Annotated in this window: 25 protein-coding genes and 4 tRNA genes; all 29 read right to left on the minus strand. The window is 55.7% G+C overall.

Features of this window, described 5'->3' with window-relative positions; translation table 11 throughout:
* Nucleotides 1-8 precede the first annotated feature (8 nt).
* Nucleotides 9-443, minus strand: coding sequence for a 50S ribosomal protein L15 (gene rplO, locus BMZ63_RS13015; RefSeq protein WP_091706125.1), 435 nt, complete (start codon nucleotides 441-443; stop codon nucleotides 9-11).
* A 1-nt stretch (nucleotide 444) separates the two neighbouring features.
* Complete coding sequence (gene rpmD, locus BMZ63_RS13020; RefSeq protein ID WP_091706126.1) at nucleotides 445-630, minus strand: 50S ribosomal protein L30; 186 nt, start codon at nucleotides 628-630, stop codon at nucleotides 445-447.
* Nucleotides 631-634: 4 nt separating this feature from the next.
* Nucleotides 635-1,135, minus strand: coding sequence for a 30S ribosomal protein S5 (rpsE, locus tag BMZ63_RS13025; RefSeq protein ID WP_091706128.1), 501 nt, complete (start codon nucleotides 1,133-1,135; stop codon nucleotides 635-637).
* Nucleotides 1,136-1,147: 12 nt separating this feature from the next.
* A complete protein-coding gene (gene rplR, locus BMZ63_RS13030; protein ID WP_091706129.1) occupies nucleotides 1,148-1,495 on the minus strand; it encodes a 50S ribosomal protein L18 in 348 nt (115 codons plus the stop codon).
* A 9-nt stretch (nucleotides 1,496-1,504) separates the two neighbouring features.
* Nucleotides 1,505-2,038: a 50S ribosomal protein L6 gene (gene rplF / locus BMZ63_RS13035; protein WP_091706131.1), complete on the minus strand. Its 534-nt coding sequence runs from the start codon at nucleotides 2,036-2,038 to the stop codon at nucleotides 1,505-1,507.
* Nucleotides 2,039-2,047: 9 nt separating this feature from the next.
* Nucleotides 2,048-2,440: a 30S ribosomal protein S8 gene (gene rpsH, locus BMZ63_RS13040; RefSeq protein ID WP_091706133.1), complete on the minus strand. Its 393-nt coding sequence runs from the start codon at nucleotides 2,438-2,440 to the stop codon at nucleotides 2,048-2,050.
* A gap of 88 nt (nucleotides 2,441-2,528) precedes the next feature.
* Nucleotides 2,529-2,834, minus strand: a complete 306-nt coding sequence (gene rpsN / locus BMZ63_RS13045; protein WP_091706135.1) for a 30S ribosomal protein S14 — start codon at nucleotides 2,832-2,834, stop codon at nucleotides 2,529-2,531.
* A gap of 12 nt (nucleotides 2,835-2,846) precedes the next feature.
* A complete protein-coding gene (gene rplE / locus BMZ63_RS13050; RefSeq protein WP_091706137.1) occupies nucleotides 2,847-3,386 on the minus strand; it encodes a 50S ribosomal protein L5 in 540 nt (179 codons plus the stop codon).
* Nucleotides 3,387-3,401: 15 nt separating this feature from the next.
* Nucleotides 3,402-3,722, minus strand: a complete 321-nt coding sequence (rplX, locus tag BMZ63_RS13055) for a 50S ribosomal protein L24 (protein WP_091706138.1) — start codon at nucleotides 3,720-3,722, stop codon at nucleotides 3,402-3,404.
* A 17-nt stretch (nucleotides 3,723-3,739) separates the two neighbouring features.
* Nucleotides 3,740-4,108, minus strand: coding sequence for a 50S ribosomal protein L14 (gene rplN / locus BMZ63_RS13060; RefSeq protein ID WP_091706140.1), 369 nt, complete (start codon nucleotides 4,106-4,108; stop codon nucleotides 3,740-3,742).
* Between the two features lie 18 nt (nucleotides 4,109-4,126).
* Nucleotides 4,127-4,393: a 30S ribosomal protein S17 gene (gene rpsQ / locus BMZ63_RS13065; protein ID WP_091706141.1), complete on the minus strand. Its 267-nt coding sequence runs from the start codon at nucleotides 4,391-4,393 to the stop codon at nucleotides 4,127-4,129.
* A 1-nt stretch (nucleotide 4,394) separates the two neighbouring features.
* Nucleotides 4,395-4,586 (minus strand): 50S ribosomal protein L29, encoded by a 192-nt coding sequence (gene rpmC, locus BMZ63_RS13070; protein ID WP_091706143.1) that lies wholly within the window; start codon nucleotides 4,584-4,586, stop codon nucleotides 4,395-4,397.
* Complete coding sequence (gene rplP, locus BMZ63_RS13075) at nucleotides 4,586-4,999, minus strand: 50S ribosomal protein L16 (protein ID WP_091706144.1); 414 nt, start codon at nucleotides 4,997-4,999, stop codon at nucleotides 4,586-4,588. Before rplP ends, rpmC begins: the two co-directional genes overlap by 1 nt.
* Nucleotides 5,000-5,011: 12 nt before the next feature.
* Nucleotides 5,012-5,695, minus strand: coding sequence for a 30S ribosomal protein S3 (gene rpsC / locus BMZ63_RS13080; protein ID WP_091706146.1), 684 nt, complete (start codon nucleotides 5,693-5,695; stop codon nucleotides 5,012-5,014).
* 11 nt (nucleotides 5,696-5,706) lie between these two features.
* Complete coding sequence (gene rplV / locus BMZ63_RS13085; RefSeq protein WP_091706147.1) at nucleotides 5,707-6,039, minus strand: 50S ribosomal protein L22; 333 nt, start codon at nucleotides 6,037-6,039, stop codon at nucleotides 5,707-5,709.
* Nucleotides 6,040-6,055: 16 nt separating this feature from the next.
* Nucleotides 6,056-6,331, minus strand: a complete 276-nt coding sequence (gene rpsS, locus BMZ63_RS13090; RefSeq protein ID WP_091706149.1) for a 30S ribosomal protein S19 — start codon at nucleotides 6,329-6,331, stop codon at nucleotides 6,056-6,058.
* A gap of 24 nt (nucleotides 6,332-6,355) precedes the next feature.
* Entirely contained in the window at nucleotides 6,356-7,183 is an 828-nt protein-coding gene (gene rplB / locus BMZ63_RS13095) for a 50S ribosomal protein L2 (protein WP_091706150.1), read from the minus strand.
* Between the two features lie 17 nt (nucleotides 7,184-7,200).
* Nucleotides 7,201-7,494: a 50S ribosomal protein L23 gene (gene rplW, locus BMZ63_RS13100; RefSeq protein WP_091706152.1), complete on the minus strand. Its 294-nt coding sequence runs from the start codon at nucleotides 7,492-7,494 to the stop codon at nucleotides 7,201-7,203.
* The gene (gene rplD / locus BMZ63_RS13105; protein ID WP_091706154.1) at nucleotides 7,491-8,096 is read right to left on the minus strand and encodes a 50S ribosomal protein L4; all 606 of its coding nucleotides are present in this window, start codon (nucleotides 8,094-8,096) and stop codon (nucleotides 7,491-7,493) included. The genes rplW and rplD overlap by 4 nt, the downstream gene beginning before the upstream one ends.
* An 11-nt stretch (nucleotides 8,097-8,107) precedes the next feature.
* Nucleotides 8,108-8,746 carry a 50S ribosomal protein L3 gene (gene rplC / locus BMZ63_RS13110; RefSeq protein WP_091706155.1) on the minus strand — a complete coding sequence of 213 codons (639 nt, stop codon included), beginning with the start codon at nucleotides 8,744-8,746 and terminating at the stop codon, nucleotides 8,108-8,110.
* Between the two features lie 75 nt (nucleotides 8,747-8,821).
* Entirely contained in the window at nucleotides 8,822-9,133 is a 312-nt protein-coding gene (gene rpsJ, locus BMZ63_RS13115) for a 30S ribosomal protein S10 (protein ID WP_077529290.1), read from the minus strand.
* Nucleotides 9,134-9,316: 183 nt separating this feature from the next.
* On the minus strand, nucleotides 9,317-10,513 hold the full coding sequence (gene tuf / locus BMZ63_RS13120) for an elongation factor Tu (protein ID WP_091706157.1): 1,197 nt from the start codon (nucleotides 10,511-10,513) through the stop codon (nucleotides 9,317-9,319).
* A gap of 50 nt (nucleotides 10,514-10,563) precedes the next feature.
* Nucleotides 10,564-10,639 (minus strand) — tRNA-Thr (locus BMZ63_RS13125).
* Between the two features lie 12 nt (nucleotides 10,640-10,651).
* Nucleotides 10,652-10,726, minus strand: a tRNA-Gly gene (locus BMZ63_RS13130).
* Between the two features lie 9 nt (nucleotides 10,727-10,735).
* Nucleotides 10,736-10,819: transfer RNA gene (locus tag BMZ63_RS13135), tRNA-Tyr, on the minus strand.
* Nucleotides 10,820-10,858: 39 nt separating this feature from the next.
* Nucleotides 10,859-10,934 (minus strand) — tRNA-Thr (locus BMZ63_RS13140).
* A gap of 30 nt (nucleotides 10,935-10,964) precedes the next feature.
* On the minus strand, nucleotides 10,965-11,588 hold the full coding sequence (locus tag BMZ63_RS13145) for a hypothetical protein (RefSeq protein ID WP_091706159.1): 624 nt from the start codon (nucleotides 11,586-11,588) through the stop codon (nucleotides 10,965-10,967).
* Nucleotides 11,585-12,319 carry a type III pantothenate kinase gene (locus tag BMZ63_RS13150; protein WP_091706160.1) on the minus strand — a complete coding sequence of 245 codons (735 nt, stop codon included), beginning with the start codon at nucleotides 12,317-12,319 and terminating at the stop codon, nucleotides 11,585-11,587. The genes BMZ63_RS13145 and BMZ63_RS13150 overlap by 4 nt, the downstream gene beginning before the upstream one ends.
* On the minus strand, nucleotides 12,316-13,281 hold the full coding sequence (locus BMZ63_RS13155) for a biotin--[acetyl-CoA-carboxylase] ligase (protein WP_091706162.1): 966 nt from the start codon (nucleotides 13,279-13,281) through the stop codon (nucleotides 12,316-12,318). The genes BMZ63_RS13150 and BMZ63_RS13155 overlap by 4 nt, the downstream gene beginning before the upstream one ends.
* Nucleotides 13,282-13,439 lie beyond the last annotated feature (158 nt).

The raw sequence follows: 13,439 nt of genomic DNA on the forward strand, positions 1-13,439 counted from the left end.
GACTCGCCTTAGTCTTCGACTTTGCCACCCGCGGCAGTGATTGCCTCGCGTGCGCCCTTGGTGACACGAAGGCCCTGAACGGTTACCGCGCGGTCGATTTCACCGGACAGGATAACCTTGGCTTCGCGGATCTCATCGCGAACAACGTCAGCGCGCTTCAGCGCATCGAGGTCCACCACGTCGCCTTCCACTTTCGCCAGTTCGTTCAGGCGGATTTCCGCTACAAAACGCTGCTGACGGGAAGTGAAGCCGTATTTCGGCAGACGACGAGCGATGGGCATTTGGCCGCCCTCGAAGCCGCGAGCTACCGTACCGCCGGAGCGGGACTTCAGACCCTTGTGACCACGGCCACCGGTTTTACCCAGGCCGCTACCGATACCACGACCGACGCGCTTGGCGGACGGACGTGAACCGGGTTCCGGAGCAAGTTCGTTCAGACGCATCTCAGTTCTCCTCAACCCGAACCAGGTAATTCACCCGGTTGATCATGCCGCGAACGGAAGGAGTATCTTCCAGCTCAACGGTATGACCGATTTTACGAAGACCCAAACCCTTCACACACAGCTTGTGCTTGGGCTGACAGCCGATCGGGCTGCGGGTCAGAGTTACTTTGATCGTATTGTTCGCCATGACTTCAACCCAGAATATCTTCGACGGATTTACCGCGCTTGGCTGCAACATCTTCAGGCGCTTTCATGGCCTGCAGACCCTTGATAGTGGAACGTACCACGTTCACCGGGTTGGTAGACCCGTAACACTTGGACAGTACGTTCTCGACACCGGCCACTTCCAGAACGGCACGCATGGCGCCGCCGGCGATGATACCGGTACCTTCGGAAGCCGGCTGCATGTAGACCTTGGAGCCGCCATGCTGGGCTTTAACCGGGTACTGAAGCGTGGTGCCGTCGAGAGCAACGTCTACCATGTTCTTGCGCGCAGCTTCCATGGCCTTCTGGATGGCGACCGGAACTTCCCGGGCCTTGCCACGACCGAAACCAACACGACCCTTACCATCACCCACTACTGTCAGTGCGGTGAAGGCGAAAATTCGGCCACCTTTAACAACCTTGGCGACACGATTGACCTGAACCAGCTTTTCCTGGAGCTCAGGCGCCTTCTGTTCGTTAACGCTCATCTTCTCCACCTCTTAGAATTGCAAGCCAGCTTCACGGGCTGCGTCGGCCAGAGCCTGGACACGGCCGTGATAACGGTAACCGGAGCGGTCGAAAGCGACCTTCTCGATGCCTGCTGCCTTGGCACGTTCAGCGATCAGCTGACCAACCTTTTTGGCAGCATCCACGTTACCGGTTGCACCCTGGCGCAAGTCCTTATCCAACGTGGAGGCAGAAGCCAGCACTTTGCTGCCATCTGCTGTCGTAACCTGGGCGTACATGTGACGCGGCGTGCGATGAACGCACAGACGGTCGGTACCCAGCTCACGGATCTTCATGCGCACTTTGCGTGCGCGACGCAGTCTTTCGTTATTTGCGCTCATAGTCCCGCCTTATTTCTTCTTGGCTTCTTTGCGTCTGACCTGCTCATCCGCATAACGAACGCCCTTGCCTTTGTAAGGCTCCGGCGGACGGAACGCGCGAATCTCAGCAGCGACCTGGCCAACCTGTTGCTTGTCGATACCGCGAACGACTACTTCTGTGTTAGAAGGAGTTTCAGCGGTAACACCCTCGGGCAGCTCATACTCAACCGGGTGGGAAAAACCCAGTGTCAGATTGAGCTTCTTACCTTGCGCCTGCGCACGATAACCTACGCCCGTCAGCTGGAGTTTACGCTCCCAGCCAGTGGACACGCCGGTGACCATGTTGTTAACCAGCGCGCGGGTAGTACCTGCAAGAGCGCGGGACTTTTTGGCGCCATCACGGGCAGCAAAGCGCAGAACGTTCTCTTCCTGCGTTACTTCAACTGCTTGATGGATGGTGAATTGAAGCGCTCCCTTGGAACCCTTCACATCGATTTCCTGTCCGTTCAGCTTAACCTCAACACCGGAAGGCAGCACGACAGGATTATTGGCAACCCTGGACATGTGTATCTCCTAGAATACGGTGCAGATGACTTCGCCACCCACGCCTGCAGCACGTGCAGCGCGGTCTGTCATAACGCCCTTGGACGTTGAGACAATCGCGACCCCAAGACCACCAGCTACCTTCGGCAGCTCACCGGCACCACGGTACTGGCGCAGGCTCGGGCGACTGGCCCGCTGGATCTCTTCAATAACCGGCTTGCCGCCGAAGTATTTCAGAGTGATGGTCAGTTCCGGTTTCGCGTCGGCTGAAACGGAAAAATCCTCAACATAACCTTCGTCCTTCAGGACTTGGGCTACAGAGGCCTTCATCTTGGACGCTGGCATCGTAACGTCTGCTTTCGATGCCATCTGTGCATTACGGATACGGGTAAACATATCCGCAAGCGTGTCTTGCATACTCATTCGTATGAGGCTCCTGATCTTTTTAGTTGTGCAGCGGCGTGCCGCACCGCTTACCAACAGGCACCCGGCCGAAGCCAGGCGACCTATCTTACCAGCTTGACTTGGTCAGGCCAGGCACGTCACCGCGCATGCCGTATTCACGGAGTTTAATCCGTGACAGCTCGAACTTGCGCAGAACACCGTGCGGGCGACCAGTTACCTGGCAACGATTCCGAAGGCGGGAGGGGCTCGCGTTGCGAGGAAGCTGCTGCAGCTTCATCTGCGCGTCCCAACGCTCTTCATCGCTGGTATTCGGGTTCTTGATGATAGCTTTGAGCTCGGCACGCTTGGCGGCATATTTGGCCACCGTTTTCTCGCGCTTGAGCTCGCGCTGTTTCATTGAAACCTTCGCCATGTCACTCGTTCCTTATTTCTTGAACGGAAAGCCAAAGGCTTTCAAGAGTTCACGACCTTCGTCGTCGGAATCAGCAGTGGTAGTGATGGTCACATCCAGACCGCGAACCTTGTCTACCTTGTCGTAGTCAATTTCCGGGAAGATGATCTGCTCACGCACACCCATGCTGTAGTTCCCGCGACCGTCGAAGGATTTCGGGTTCAGACCACGGAAGTCACGAATGCGGGGAACCGCAATGTGAACCAGGCGATCGAAGAAATCCCACATGCGCTCGCCGCGCAGGGTCACTTTACAACCGATTGGCCAACCTTCACGGATCTTGAAACCCGCGACAGATTTGCGAGCCTTGGTGATTACCGGCTTCTGGCCCGCCAGGCGCTCCAGATCGGCTACTGCATTTTCAATCAGCTTTTTATCACCAACAGCTTCACCAACACCCATGTTCAGGGTGATTTTTTCGATACGCGGCACCTGCATCACGTTCTTGTAAGAGAACTCTTTCTGCAGGGCAGGTATCACTTCCTTAGTGTACTGCTCTTTACTGTTAAGCATCGTAACCACCACCACTTACTGGTTATCGACGGCTTCAGACGTGGACTTGAAAATCCGCACCTTGGCGCCGTCTTCCTTTACCTGGAAGCCGACACGATCGGCCTTGCCGGTCTGCGGATTAAAAATGGCCACGTTGGAAACCTGGATAGGTGCTTCTTTTTCGACGATACCACCCGGGGTACCGAGCATCGGGTTCGGCTTCGTGTGCTTCTTCATCATATTGATGCCAGAAACAACCACACGGCCGTCGTCCTGAACTTTCAGAACTTTACCACGTTTGCCCTTGTCTTTCCCGGTGGTGACGATTACTTCGTCATCGCGTTTGATCTTTTTCATAACCGGCCTCTGGTCCTTTAAAGTACTTCGGGTGCCAGTGAGATAATTTTCATGAACTTCTCATTACGCAGTTCACGGGTAACCGGTCCGAAGATACGGGTACCAATCGGTGCGTCCTGAGGGTTCAGAAGTACAGCTGCGTTGCCGTCGAAACGGATCAGCGAGCCGTCCGGGCGACGTACGCCCTTACGGGTACGCACGACAACGGCCTTCAGGACCTGGCCTTTCTTAACTTTGCCGCGGGGAATCGCTTCCTTAACGGTCACTTTGATGATGTCGCCAACGCCTGCATAGCGCCGGTGAGACCCGCCCAGGACCTTGATGCACTGAACCTGCCGTGCACCACTGTTATCCGCGACTTCAAGCATTGTTTGAGTCTGAATCATGGTTGTTCTCCGGGCGAATTACACCTTGGATGCAGTTTCGGTGACTTCCACCAGGGCCCAGCTTTTGGTCTTGGAGACCGGACGGGTTTCCTGGATGGTAACGGTGTCGCCGATATTGCACTGGTTGCTTTCATCGTGCGCATGAATCTTGGAAGAGCGCTTCATGTACTTGCCGTACAGCGGGTGTTTCACCTGACGCTCGACCAGGACCACGATGGACTTGTCCATCTTGTTGCTCACGACCTTGCCGCTCAGAGTTCTGGCAGTTTGGGTAGCTTCGGTCATGTTACTGTCCTGCCTTTTCGTTCAATACTGTTTTCACGCGAGCGATGTCGCGCTTCACCTTGCCGAGAAGGTGAGACTGATTCAGCTGACCTGTCGCCTTGCGCATGCGCAGGTTGAACTGCTCCTTCAGGAGGTCGATCAGCTCTTGGTTCAGCTCCTCGACTGACTTTTCACGCAGCTCTGTTGCTTTCATCACATCACCGTCCTCTTAACAAAGGTGGTCTGTACCGGCAGCTTGGCAGCAGCGAGAGTGAACGCTTCGCGTGCGATATCTTCAGCGACGCCTTCCATCTCGTACAACATGCGGCCCGGCTGAATTTCAGCCACCCAATACTCGACAGAACCTTTACCTTTACCCATCCGAACTTCGAGCGGTTTACTGCTGATCGGCTTGTCCGGGAATACCCGGATCCAGATCTTGCCGCCCCGCTTGATCCGACGGTTCATTGTACGACGAGCCGCCTCAATCTGGCGCGCAGTTATACGCCCACGGGTGGTCGCCTTCAATCCGTATTCACCGAAGCTCACCTTGTTGGCACGGTGAGCAAGACCGGTGTTACGGCCTTTCATTACCTTGCGGAATTTGGTGCGTTTTGGTTGCAGCATAAGAGTGCCCCTTTACTTAGAACCTTTCTTCCCAGAGGCTTTCTTGTCAGCACGGACCTGCTCCATACCACCAAGAATCTCACCTTTGAAGATCCATACCTTCACGCCGATAATGCCGTAGGTGGTCTGCGCTTCGTAGGTTGCGTAATCAATGTCTGCACGCAGTGTGTGCAGCGGAACACGACCTTCGCGATACCACTCGGACCGGGCAATTTCAGCGCCCCCGAGACGACCGCCTACCTGGATCTTGATACCCTTGGCGCCCTGACGCATGGCGTTCTGAACCGCGCGCTTCATGGCACGACGGAACATCACACGGCGCTCGAGCTGACCGGCTACGTTTTGCGCAACCAGTTTGGCGTCCAGATCCGGCTTGCGGACTTCTTCGATGTTGATGTGCACAGGCACACCCATCATCGCGCTTACTTCGCGACGCAGGCGATCAACATCTTCACCCTTCTTCCCGATAACAATACCCGGGCGGGCGGTATGGATCGTGATCCGGGCGTTCTGAGCCGGGCGCTCGATCACGATCTTGCTGACAGACGCCTTTTCCAGACGCTTGTCGAGGAATGCGCGAACTTCGATGTCATTCAGAAGCTTGTTCGCGTAGTCCTTCTTGTCGGCATACCACACTGAGTTGTGCTCTTTGATCACACCCAGGCGAATGCCGGTTGGATTTACTTTATGACCCATCTGAGCATCTCCTACTTGTCGGCGACCTTGACGGTGATATGACAGGTGCGCTTGAAAATACGGTCAGCGCGCCCCTTGGCTCGAGCTTTGATTCGCTTGAGCGTTGGGCCCTCATCCACCATGACGGTGGAAACCCGCAGATCATCTACGTCCAGACCTTCGTTGTGCTCAGCGTTGGCAATGGCAGACTCAAGAGCTTTCTTGATGATTACCGATGCCTTCTTAGGGCTGAATGTCAGAATGTTCAGGGCGTCCTCAACAGCCTTGCCGCGTACCTGGTCAGCGACAAGACGTGCTTTTTGAGCTGAGAGGCGAGCGCCCTTGTACTTGGCTGCTACTTCCATTTCTATTACCTCGAGATCAGCGTTTAGCTTTCTTGTCGGCTGCATGACCACGATAAGTACGCGTTGCCGCGAACTCACCCAGCTTATGTCCAACCATATCTTCGGTGACATAAACCGGCACGTGCTGCTTGCCGTTGTGGACTGCAATGGTCAGGCCTACCATCTCCGGAAAGACTGTCGACCGGCGGGACCAGGTTTTAATGGGCCGCTTGTCGCTTTTTTCCAGAGCTGCCTCGACCTTCTTCAACAGATGCAGGTCTATAAAAGGACCTTTCTTCAAAGAACGTGGCACAGCAAATTACCTCTATGTAGTCGTTTACTTGGCCGAACGACGACGTACTATCATCTTGTCAGTACGCTTGTTCTTACGAGTTTTATGCCCTTTGGTCGGAACACCCCACGGAGTAACCGGGTGACGCCCGCCAGAGGTACGCCCTTCACCACCACCATGTGGGTGGTCAACTGGGTTCATAGCAACACCACGTACTGTTGGCCGTTTGCCGCGCCAACGTGATGCACCCGCTTTACCAAGCTGCTTGAGACTGTGTTCGCTGTTGGAGACTTCGCCCAACGTTGCGCGACAATCAACAAGCACCTTTCGCATTTCACCTGAGCGCAGGCGGATGGTTGCATAAGAACCTTCCCGAGCAACCAGCTGTACGGATGCGCCCGCGGAGCGAGCCAGCTGGGCACCTTTGCCAGGCTTGAGTTCGACGCAGTGGATCACGGAACCGACCGGAATGTTCCGGAGCGGCAAAGTGGAACCCACCTTGATCGGCGCGTCGATACCGGAGCGCACCGGGTCACCGATCTGCATACCCTTGGGAGCGATAATGTAACGACGCTCGCCATCGGCATACTTCAGCAGTGCGATGTGCGCAGAGCGGTTCGGATCGTATTCCATGCGCTCGATTACCGCAGGAATACCATCTTTGGTCCGCTTAAAATCAATTACACGGTAGTGTTTCTTGTGACCACCACCGGTATGACGGGTTGTGATACGGCCTACATTGTTACGACCACCCGTCTTGTTCTTTCTTTCTACCAACGGCTCGTAGGGGCGCCCAGTGTGCAGATCCGGGTTGTAAAGCTTTACAACGTGACGGCGTCCGGCAGATGTTGGTTTGGTTTTGACGATCGGCATATTACGACCCCTTTACCTTATTCCACATCCAGAAAATCGATGTCCTGACCTTCTGCCAGCTTTACATAAGCCTTACGAACGTCATTACGCTTGCCGAATCCGCGGATAGTGCGCTTTTGCTTACCCTTGCGGTTCAGAACCTGAACACCTTCTACGGTGACGTTGAACAGCTGCTCAACGGCTTTTTTGATCTCCGGCTTGGTAGCATCGGCTGCAACACGAAACGCAACCTGGCCACGCTCTGCTGCCAGAGACGCTTTCTCAGATACGAGCGGTCCAAGCAGGACCTGATAAATACGTTCCTGATTCATCCCAGCATCTCCTCGATCTTCTTCAGAGCGGGAACCGTTACCACGACTTTCTCGAAGGCAACCAGGCTTACCGGATCCAGACCGGCAATATCACGCACATCAACGTGCGGGATGTTGCGGGAGGCCAGATGCAGGTTCTGCTCAACACTTTCAGACAGAATCAGGGCATTGGACACGCCCAGGTCGTTCAGCTTGGCAGTGAAAGCCTTGGTCTTCGGGCTGTCTACGTTGATGTCGTCGACAACAACCAGACGCTCCTGGCGTACCAGCTCGGAGAAAATGGACCGCATGGCTGCACGGTACATTTTGCGGTTAACTTTCTGCTCGAAGTCACGGGGCTTGGCGGCAAAGGTAACACCACCGGCACGCCAGATCGGAGAGCGGATGGTACCCGCACGGGCACGACCGGTACCCTTCTGACGCCATGGCTTCTTGCCACCGCCGGAAACTTCGGAACGAGTCTTCTGTGCTTTGGTACCCTGACGGCCCGCTGCCATGTAGGCAGTCACCACCTGGTGCACCAGAGCTTCGTTAAAATCTTTGGCAAACGCAGCGTCGGAAACAGAGATTCCCTTGCCGCTACCAGTAATTGTCAATTCCATCGCACCGCTCCTCAGGCTTTAACTGCAGGCTTGATGACAACATCGCCGCCAGTTGCGCCAGGTACGGCACCACTCACCAGCAGCAGGTTGCGCTCGGCATCGACACGGACAATCTTCAGGTTCTGCACGGTGACCTGTGCGTTACCCATTTGACCGGCCATTTTCTTGCCCTTGAATACCTTACCCGGAGTCTGGTTCTGACCAATGGAACCCGGTGCACGGTGAGACAGGGAGTTACCGTGAGTAGCGTCCTGCATGGAGAAGTTCCAGCGCTTAACGCCGCCCTGGAAGCCCTTACCCTTGGACTGACCAATGGCATCAACCACCTGACCGTCTTCAAACACGGAAACGTTCAGCTCGCCACCAGCAGCCAGCTCTTCGCCTTCGCCTTCTGCCAAACGGAATTCCCAGATACCACGACCAGCCTCTACACCAGCTTTCGCATAGTGTCCGGCTTCTGCCTTGGTTACGCGGGAGGAGCGACGAGAACCTACGGTTACCTGCACTGCGCGGTAGCCGTCGTTTTCGAGAGTCTTCAACTGGGTAATGCGGTTGGGTTCAACCTCGATTACCGTGACAGGCAGCGCCTGCCCTTCGTCCGTAAAAATACGGGTCATACCGGCCTTACGACCGACAACACCAATTGCCATGTTTCACCTCTTAAGTGTACGGGGCTCGCACCCTCTATGGCCTGTGACAGTTACACAGACTAATACCGGGCGGTATTAGCCGAGGCTAATCTGAACGTCTACACCTGCTGCCAGGTCTAGCTTCATCAAAGCATCTACTGTCTTTTCCGTCGGCTCAACGATGTCGAGCAAACGCTTATGCGTACGAATTTCATACTGATCACGCGCGTCTTTATTAACGTGCGGGGAGATCAGAATGGTGTACTTTTCCTTCCGCGTCGGCAGAGGAATCGGGCCACGCACCTGAGCGCCGGTCCGCTTGGCGGTATCGACGATCTCCTGCGTGGACTGGTCGATCAGGCGATAATCAAACGCCTTCAACCGAATTCGAATTTTTTGGCTTTGCATGATGCACCAAACTCCACTCGTAGCAGCTACTGTATTAGCCGACCTTCAAAAAAAGGAGCCGCATTGTATGCATAATACCCAACCGTGTCAACAGCGATGCTGAAGACCCGGTCGGGTGACTTTGCGACTGATACAGAAAAAGGGGCTGAACGCTCAGCCCCTTTTTCCTGATCAAGCGAGTAATTACTCGATGATCTTGGAGACCACGCCGGCACCAACGGTACGGCCGCCTTCGCGAATCGCGAAGCGCAGGCCATCTTCCATGGCGATCGGGGCGATCAGGGTAACAGACATCTTCACGTTGTCACCCGGCATTACCATTTCCACGCCTTCCGGCAGTTCACAGGAACCGGTCACGTCAGTGGTACGGAAGTAGAACTGCGGACGGTAGCCTTTGAAGAACGGAGTGTGACGACCGCCTTCGTCTTTGGCCAGCACGTACACTTCGCACTCGAACTTGGTGTGCGGAGTGATGGAACCCGGCACAGCCAGTACCTGACCACGCTCAACGTCGTCACGCTTGGTGCCGCGCAGCAGCGCGCCGATGTTCTCACCCGCACGACCTTCGTCGAGCAGCTTGCGGAACATCTCAACACCGGTAACAACGGTCTTGACGGTGTCTTTGATACCAACGATTTCAACTTCGTCGCCAGTCTTGACGATACCGCGCTCAACACGGCCGGTTACAACGGTACCACGACCAGAGATGGAGAATACGTCCTCGATCGGCATCAGGAACGGCTGGTCAATCGCACGCTCCGGCTCCGGGATGTACTCGTCCAGAGCTTCTACCAGCTTCTTGACGGCAGTAGTACCCATTTCGTTGTCGTCCTTGCCTTCCAGCGCCATCAGCGCGGAACCGGTCACGATCGGAGTGTCGTCGCCCGGGAACTCGTACTGGCTCAGCAGGTCACGAACTTCCATCTCAACCAGCTCAAGCAGCTCTTCGTCATCGACCATGTCCGCTTTGTTCAGGAACACAACGATGTACGGTACGCCAACCTGACGGGACAGCAGGATGTGCTCACGAGTCTGCGGCATGGGGCCGTCAGCTGCGGAACAAACCAGGATCGCACCGTCCATCTGGGCGGCACCGGTGATCATGTTCTTCACATAGTCAGCGTGGCCCGGGCAGTCAACGTGCGCGTAGTGGCGAGTCGGAGAATCGTACTCTACGTGGGAAGTCGCAATGGTAATACCACGCGCTTTCTCTTCCGGTGCGTTATCGATCTGGTCGAATGCACTGGCGGAACCTGTGCCCCAAACTTCGTGACAAACACGGGTCAGAGCAGCGGTCAGAGTGGTTTTACCATGGTCAACGTGACCGATGGTGCCCACGTTCAAGTGCGGTTTACTACGCTCAAATTTTTCTTTAGACATTCGACCAATCCCCCCAGGCAATCAGGATCGTAACGTTGACCGGACAATAGTGGAGCTCATGGGCGGATTTGAACCGCCGACCTCACCCTTACCAAGGGTGTGCTCTACCAACTGAGCTACATGAGCATAAAACCAAATTGGAGCGGGCAGCGGGAATCGAACCCGCGTCATCAGCTTGGAAGGCTGAGGTAATAGCCACTATACGATGCCCGCAAGCAATAATGGTGGAGGGGGCAGGATTCGAACCTGCGAAGCTTTCGCGTCAGATTTACAGTCTGATCCCTTTGGCCACTCGGGAACCCCTCCCGCGCTTACCCGCCTTGGCGGGCTTGCTAAAACCTTTTGTGGAGCTGGCGGAGGGAGTTGAACCCCCGACCTACTGATTACAAGTCAGTTGCTCTACCAACTGAGCTACGCCAGCTCAATTCGCCTCATCAGCGAGGCCGGTATACTACGGATTTTTGTCAGGGCTTGCAACACCCTTGCAGGCAACTCGCTCGACAAATTCGAACTTTTTGCCAAATTCCGCTTCAACCGCTTGAAGCCCGGGGCTTTTCGCCGTCGGCTCAACCTCAAAAACGAGCGCGTATCCTATACGATTTCGGGGGAACTTGGCCAGTACTACATTGAGATTTTCCCGTTTTTTTTGCTCGACGACGGTGCTTGCCGCCTGCTCGGACTCAAACAACCCCAGAGATATGGCATTCCGGTTCGGGCCTTCTGTCACCATCCACGCCTCCTCTCCGCGTTCCCGCAGCGCTGCAAGCTGCGCCAGTGCCTGTTTTTCGGGCTGCGACGGGATCAGCACCCAGTTCAGAGGCTCGACGGCCCGCTCGATGGATTCAACCCTGTAGGGCAGCCCCCTTTGCTCCCCTTCACTAACGGCAAGCTCCCTGCTTTTGAACCAGCCCACCTGCAAACAGGCCCGGGAGCCAGCAATGGCAACCGAAGGTTTGAGGCTGGCCACTCTTGGCAGTTGCCCTTGGGGTAACGAAGGGTCTGGAGCCGGCGCCGGACCGGAGAGATACCACAACACGGCATTGGCAATCACCAGGAGCATGGCCAACCACTTCATGATTTATGCATTTCCCTGTCAGCCCAGAACAAACCGTCGAGCACCAGACCCGGCCTGTGCACGGCGTTCAAACCCAGCCGATTCCAACGCCAGGCATCACCTCCGGTGACGACAACGCTGTCTATGCCATAACCAGTACAGTCCTGCCGGATTCGACTGGACAAAGCAGAGATAAGCCAGTCACAGCCGTGATTAACGGCATCGGAAGTATTGGTGCCAGGACGCGTATCAACATGCTCTTTGGGTTCGAATATAACCCGGGCGGTATTACCCGAGAGGCTCCGAAGCATCATGGCCAACCCCGGCAAAATGAAGCCACCCAGGTGTTGCCCGCCGGAGTCAATATAATCAACCGTAACCGCACTGCCCGCGTCCACCACAGCAACGCCCCCGGCAAATTCACGCCAGGCCGCGACCATTGCGTGCCAACGATCCGCTCCCATTCGGGTGACATCGGCGTAGGAATTGCGCAAGCCGCCGGCAGTTGCCCGGGGCCAGTGAAAATAAACAGGAGCGGAGGTGTAGGCCTGCAGCAGCCTATCAAGCTCATTGGTGGCCTGATCGGACCCCACCGAGGAAACCGCGACCCGCTGCGGGGCGTCGTCTACACCCAGCTGCGCCAGCGTTGAAGGCATTGAAGCCAGATCAAAACCTTCTTTGACGGAAGCACCGTCCGAGCCTGTCAGGCGCCATTTGGCTCTGGTATTACCTGCATCTACCAAAAGGATCAAGGCGTTATCCTCAAACTGATATCTCCCGCACCCACCGATATCGTGGCATCACCCTGTTGGAGGCGGTAATTACCTTTTTCGTCGATCCCAGCACCAATACCCTGGAGTTCGCCGTCCTTTGCTTTAAGCGGCATGTCGAGAAAGATATCCCGGGCCTGCCAGCTGTCTTTAAAGCTGCCGAAGCCGTCTTGCTCGAAGATCCTGACGGCCCGCTCTATTTCGTTCAACATGGCCGCAGCTATATCAGACCGGCGCCAACGTATTTCGGGCCACGCGTTTGCCAGGCTGACCCAGGGCTGGTCCACGTCCTCGGCATCACTCATGTGAACATTCAGACCAATGCCGGCGATGACCTGCACGCACCCCTCCTGAAGTTCACCCTGGATTTCGACAAGGATACCCCCTAGCTTTCGATTAAAAGCATAGAGATCATTTGGCCACTTCAAGCCTAAGGGATTAGCGCCAAGCGCTTCCAGTGCCCGGGCAACTGCCACACCCAGAACCAGGCTGAGCCCCTCAAGCGCACCGAAACCTCCGGAGAGCGCAAGCCCGACACTGAGATAGATGTTCTCGCCCTTCGGACTGGCCCAGGTCCGGCCGAGGCGACCACGGCCCTGGGTCTGACAATCGGCCATCACCACCGGCAGGGGTTGGCTGACCAGCCCCAGACGACGGGCAACCTCACGGTTGGTTGAATCGACCTCTTCAAGGACGTGAAGATCAACTTTGGAGAGTACCTCCTCGGACAGCTGCCGGAGAACCGCATCCCGGTCAAGATAATCCACCGTGGACAGCAGTTGATACCCACGCCCTTTAATGGTGCGAATTGCCACACCGTCGGCCTGGGCCTTACGGATCTGCTTCCACACCGCAGTACGTGAAATGCCGAGCGCACGGGCAAGATATTCACCGGAATGGACCTGCTGGTCTTCGAGCAGCTTTAATAAAGCGGGAGCTTTCATGTAACTGGCGTCCAAACAAACAAAGGGGGATTAAACAACACAAGGCGTGAAAAAACAAAACGGCATTTTTTCCGGGCAATAAAAAACCCCAGCACCGGAGGATGCTGGGGTTAGGGATAAGAGCCTGACGATGACCTACTCTCGCATGGGCGAACCAC

The sequence above is a fragment of the Marinobacter persicus genome (assembly GCF_900114155.1).
GTDB lineage: Bacteria > Pseudomonadota > Gammaproteobacteria > Pseudomonadales > Oleiphilaceae > Marinobacter > Marinobacter persicus.

Bases quoted from the DNA above. Each gene is read 5' to 3' on its own strand.
- rplO (WP_091706125.1), bottom strand. From the start codon at position 443: ATGCGTCTGAACGAACTTGCTCCGGAACCCGGTTCACGTCCGTCCGCC.
- rpmD (WP_091706126.1), bottom strand. From the start codon at position 630: ATGGCGAACAATACGATCAAAGTAACTCTGACCCGCAGCCCGATCGGC.
- rpsE (WP_091706128.1), bottom strand. From the start codon at position 1,135: ATGAGCGTTAACGAACAGAAGGCGCCTGAGCTCCAGGAAAAGCTGGTT.
- rplR (WP_091706129.1), bottom strand. From the start codon at position 1,495: ATGAGCGCAAATAACGAAAGACTGCGTCGCGCACGCAAAGTGCGCATG.
- rplF (WP_091706131.1), bottom strand. From the start codon at position 2,038: ATGTCCAGGGTTGCCAATAATCCTGTCGTGCTGCCTTCCGGTGTTGAG.
- rpsH (WP_091706133.1), bottom strand. From the start codon at position 2,440: ATGAGTATGCAAGACACGCTTGCGGATATGTTTACCCGTATCCGTAAT.
- rpsN (WP_091706135.1), bottom strand. From the start codon at position 2,834: ATGGCGAAGGTTTCAATGAAACAGCGCGAGCTCAAGCGCGAGAAAACG.
- rplE (WP_091706137.1), bottom strand. From the start codon at position 3,386: ATGCTTAACAGTAAAGAGCAGTACACTAAGGAAGTGATACCTGCCCTG.
- rplX (WP_091706138.1), bottom strand. From the start codon at position 3,722: ATGAAAAAGATCAAACGCGATGACGAAGTAATCGTCACCACCGGGAAA.
- rplN (WP_091706140.1), bottom strand. From the start codon at position 4,108: ATGATTCAGACTCAAACAATGCTTGAAGTCGCGGATAACAGTGGTGCA.
- rpsQ (WP_091706141.1), bottom strand. From the start codon at position 4,393: ATGACCGAAGCTACCCAAACTGCCAGAACTCTGAGCGGCAAGGTCGTG.
- rpmC (WP_091706143.1), bottom strand. From the start codon at position 4,586: ATGAAAGCAACAGAGCTGCGTGAAAAGTCAGTCGAGGAGCTGAACCAA.
- rplP (WP_091706144.1), bottom strand. From the start codon at position 4,999: ATGCTGCAACCAAAACGCACCAAATTCCGCAAGGTAATGAAAGGCCGT.
- rpsC (WP_091706146.1), bottom strand. From the start codon at position 5,695: ATGGGTCATAAAGTAAATCCAACCGGCATTCGCCTGGGTGTGATCAAA.
- rplV (WP_091706147.1), bottom strand. From the start codon at position 6,039: ATGGAAGTAGCAGCCAAGTACAAGGGCGCTCGCCTCTCAGCTCAAAAA.
- rplB (WP_091706150.1), bottom strand. From the start codon at position 7,183: ATGCCGATCGTCAAAACCAAACCAACATCTGCCGGACGCCGTCACGTT.
- rplW (WP_091706152.1), bottom strand. From the start codon at position 7,494: ATGAATCAGGAACGTATTTATCAGGTCCTGCTTGGACCGCTCGTATCT.
- rplD (WP_091706154.1), bottom strand. From the start codon at position 8,096: ATGGAATTGACAATTACTGGTAGCGGCAAGGGAATCTCTGTTTCCGAC.
- rplC (WP_091706155.1), bottom strand. From the start codon at position 8,746: ATGGCAATTGGTGTTGTCGGTCGTAAGGCCGGTATGACCCGTATTTTT.
- rpsJ (WP_077529290.1), bottom strand. From the start codon at position 9,133: ATGCAAAGCCAAAAAATTCGAATTCGGTTGAAGGCGTTTGATTATCGC.
- tuf (WP_091706157.1), bottom strand. From the start codon at position 10,513: ATGTCTAAAGAAAAATTTGAGCGTAGTAAACCGCACTTGAACGTGGGC.
- BMZ63_RS13145 (WP_091706159.1), bottom strand. From the start codon at position 11,588: ATGAAGTGGTTGGCCATGCTCCTGGTGATTGCCAATGCCGTGTTGTGG.
- BMZ63_RS13155 (WP_091706162.1), bottom strand. From the start codon at position 13,281: ATGAAAGCTCCCGCTTTATTAAAGCTGCTCGAAGACCAGCAGGTCCAT.